The sequence below is a fragment of the Microcystis sp. M53598_WE2 genome, assembly GCF_030067735.1.
Lineage (GTDB): Bacteria > Cyanobacteriota > Cyanobacteriia > Cyanobacteriales > Microcystaceae > Microcystis > Microcystis aeruginosa.
Window position 1 is genome coordinate 1 of sequence record NZ_JASJFE010001086.1, and the last position, 3,093, is coordinate 3,093.

At 38.0% G+C, this 3,093-nt stretch carries 5 protein-coding genes; 2 read left to right on the forward strand and 3 right to left on the reverse strand.

From position 1 onward, the window contains the following. Window positions 1-207, reverse strand: a 207-nt coding sequence (locus PX636_RS22115; RefSeq protein ID WP_288118936.1) for a transposase, incomplete at its 3' end; no start/stop codon positions are given. A 117-nt stretch (window positions 208-324) separates the two neighbouring features. On the opposite strand from PX636_RS22115, the gene PX636_RS22120 reads away from it, so the two are divergent. Together PX636_RS22120 and PX636_RS22125 are read left to right on the forward strand one after the other, a co-directional pair. Then, window positions 325-1,274, forward strand: a protein-coding gene (locus PX636_RS22120; protein WP_288118938.1) for an IS630-like element ISMae26 family transposase whose coding sequence is annotated in 2 segments (ribosomal slippage) — window positions 325-667 and window positions 667-1,274 — 951 coding nt in all. Because the reading frame shifts where the segments join, the coding sequence is not laid out codon by codon here. Window positions 1,275-1,736: 462 nt separating this feature from the next. Continuing rightward, window positions 1,737-1,910, forward strand: coding sequence for a hypothetical protein (locus PX636_RS22125; protein WP_002797876.1), 174 nt, complete (start codon window positions 1,737-1,739; stop codon window positions 1,908-1,910). A gap of 19 nt (window positions 1,911-1,929) precedes the next feature. Here the strand turns inward: PX636_RS22125 and PX636_RS22130 are convergent, their stop codons facing one another. Next, a complete protein-coding gene (locus tag PX636_RS22130; RefSeq protein ID WP_002797878.1) occupies window positions 1,930-2,517 on the reverse strand; it encodes a CPBP family glutamic-type intramembrane protease in 588 nt (195 codons plus the stop codon). 384 nt (window positions 2,518-2,901) lie between these two features. After that, window positions 2,902-3,093: transposase (locus PX636_RS22135; RefSeq protein WP_288118941.1), on the reverse strand; the 192-nt coding region annotated here is incomplete at its 5' end.

A 3,093-nucleotide genomic window follows, 5' to 3' on the forward strand; every position in this document is an offset into this window, starting at 1 on the left:
GGTCAAAAAGTGATGTAATCGGTTATAAACTACTCCGACGGCATTATTGGCCATTTGAGTGAGGTTTTTCCTCTCACTTTCCCCTAATAATCCTCCTAAATATTGTCTGAAGCCGTTTTGTTGCGCTTCGTTTTTGAAGCAATTGTCAAACCGCCGACACCATCGGTCAAAGCAGGGAGGCATCGCAGCTGGGGTTGTCTCTTTCATCGCCGCTCTTTCAACGTAAAGTGCTTATTCTATAACAATTATACTCTATAGCAATTCTTGGAGCTATGAGGTACAATGGAAAGCAAATAGACAAATAATAGAACTTACCGGCTTCCTATGAGACCCTATTCCGTAGATTTTCGCCAAAAAATTATCGATGTCTGGAAGAAAGAAAAAATTTCCATTCGAGGACTAGCCCAGAGATTTGACGTGGCTAAAAGCTTTATTCAGAAGTTATTGAAGCAACATAAAGAAACAGGAGATATCCGTCCTCGTCCGCAAGGGGGAAGTCCGCCAACCAAGTTAAATAGTGAACAACTGATAATTTTAATAGAAATCATCGAAGAGAACAATGATGCAACTCTCGAAGAATTATCGGACTTACTGTATGAAAAGACACAGGTGAAAGTCAGTAGAGCCACCCTGGGGCGGCTTATGCAAAAACTCAATTACAGTTTCAAAAAAAAACACTACACGCGGCGGAAAAAGAAAGTGACAGGGTACAGCAAAAAAGAGTGGAATACTGGTCAGAAGTTCGGGAAATTGAGGCATCAAAACTAATTTTCATCGATGAATCGGGGGTAAATTTAGCCCTTTTGAGACTCTATGCTAGAGCCTTAATTGGCCGAAGAGATCGGGGAAGAAAACCACAAAAAAGAGGGAGAAATATTTCAATAATTAGTGCTATAAGCTTAGAAAAAGTTGTCGCATCAGTCAACATATACGGTGCAGTGGATGCGGTAACATTTGAAGGATTTATTCTAAAGGAAGTGCTGCCAAAAATTAAAGAAGGAGACTGTCTGATCATGGATAACGCCAAGATTCATCTCGGAGAAATGGTCAGAGAAATAATCGAACAAGAAAAAGCTAGACTCATCTATTTACCTCCTTATTCTCCCGAATTCTCTCCTATTGAAAACTTTTGGTCAAAAGTGAAAGCGACGTTAAGAAAACTGAAGGCGAGAACTTACAAAGACTTAATAGAAGGGATTGAATTGGCTATGTTAGAAGTTACTCAAAAAGATATTCGCAATTGGTTTACTCACTGTTGCTACTGTACCTCATAAGTCAGAGAATTGCTATAAATTAACAGGATGTACTCTCAGAAAATTTGAAGAGAGATAGGCTTTTAGTGGCTTGGGAACAAGCTTTATCAATTTATTCATAATCAATATTGGCAGAGGATTAAAGATTAGTTATTGTCACTAACTTTTTTGATTAGAAAAAGATAAACTTGAGAATTTTCATTCAAATTTATTGACTCAAAATCCGCTGTACTTAATTTAAATGAATCAACCCTACGCTGTAGGGGGGATTAAGAGAATTTCCGCCGTTCCGTTACTGGCTAAAAATCGGGAAAAAGCCCAATAAATCTAAAGATGCCCAAAATCCTTAACTGGTTACTAGATACTGGTTAACGGAACAATGGGAAGAATTGATGAAACAACTCAATCTGTTTAAAGAGAGCGATCTCGCGAGCGCGAGCGCGTTGCGACCGCAAGCTCCCTCGTCAACAAGAAAAGCTAGTCGTGGACAAAGAGAACCTTGTCCTTTGGAAGCAGCGCATTTTCGAGTACCAGCAATCTACTAGGGAGCAGAAACAGCTGCAACAGCGGGCTTTATTCGATTTACCCCGTCAAACTTGGCATACTCCCAACGAAATTGACCCTTTCGTCTTGATTCTCACTGGTACTATCAACTAAAACAAGACAAATTTGATCTCTAATTTGCTTTAGATAACATCCTGTATCCATCAAAAAAAATTAGCCATCCGACCACAACGAGCCAATGAATTATTACCGAGAGCCAAAGTGAACCAGATTTAAAATAGGAAATTGTACAGATTACGCCTAGTAGTGTCATTGAAAACAGAAAAATTGGGTTAAAAAAAGTTGGAAAACCTGCTCGATAAAAAGTTAAAGCGTTCAAAGGATGATAAACAATATAAGCAATTAAGCTAATACTTCCCCACACAAACATGGAGATAAGCGAAGGGTTTTCTAAATTAACATTGGGCAAGAGTAAAACTCGGAAAATGATTTCCTCTCCCATTGCAGGCATGAAAAAGAGAAATACAAGCAATCGGGTTAGTTTTGGCCATGACAGGGTTAGTATTTCAAATTTAATAAAGTTAAACCTAAATCCTAGAGGTAAGACAATTAAAGTAAATAATAATAAGAGTAGGAGGGATAGCCCACAGTCAGCCAAAGATGGAATCACCGAAAAAGCTACATTTAGGCGAAGAAAAATTACTCTAACTATGGGTTCAATAAAAGTGTAAATCTGTTGACTTATTACCATTAACGACATTTAATCAAGTCAGAAGTTGGTGGGGTGAATTCGATGAAGGCAATATCGTCTTTATTGATTTGTAAGAGATGATTTTTTGTTGGATTTACTTGTTTTTTTTGCAAGCATCGGTTCCAATATCGGGACGTTGGGGATGTGTCTGACCGTGATTGTAGTTTTTCGGTTCTTTAGATTGTCCGCTATTACTTTTTGCTTTTGCCATGATTACCCCGCTATCCTGTGATCGCTTATTCGAGCTGCATCTAGTTATTAATTGATGAGAATAGATAGCGATCGCTGATCGAGAAGCTTAATACTTTTGACATAATCTGATTTAATCTAAGATAGTGTACATTATATAGCATCTTATAAGTAATCTGGCTCTTCGTTACCCTTTATGCTAAATCAACAGACAAGATGCCAAGATAACATACTTCTAACCCAAAAATTCCGAAAGTTTCTAAAGCCATAGCCTCTTCGTTTTATTAGTTTAAGTTTATTGTTGATTCCCTCGACCACCCCATTCGTTGTCCTTCGCTCGAAATAACTAATTATTTCTCCAAACCAGTTTCGGATTGTTTGACAACTCTTGGTAAA

Excerpts from the sequence above, each read along its gene's own strand:
- PX636_RS22130 (WP_002797878.1), bottom strand. The coding sequence starts at position 2,517 with ATGTCGTTAATGGTAATAAGTCAACAGATTTACACTTTTATTGAACCC.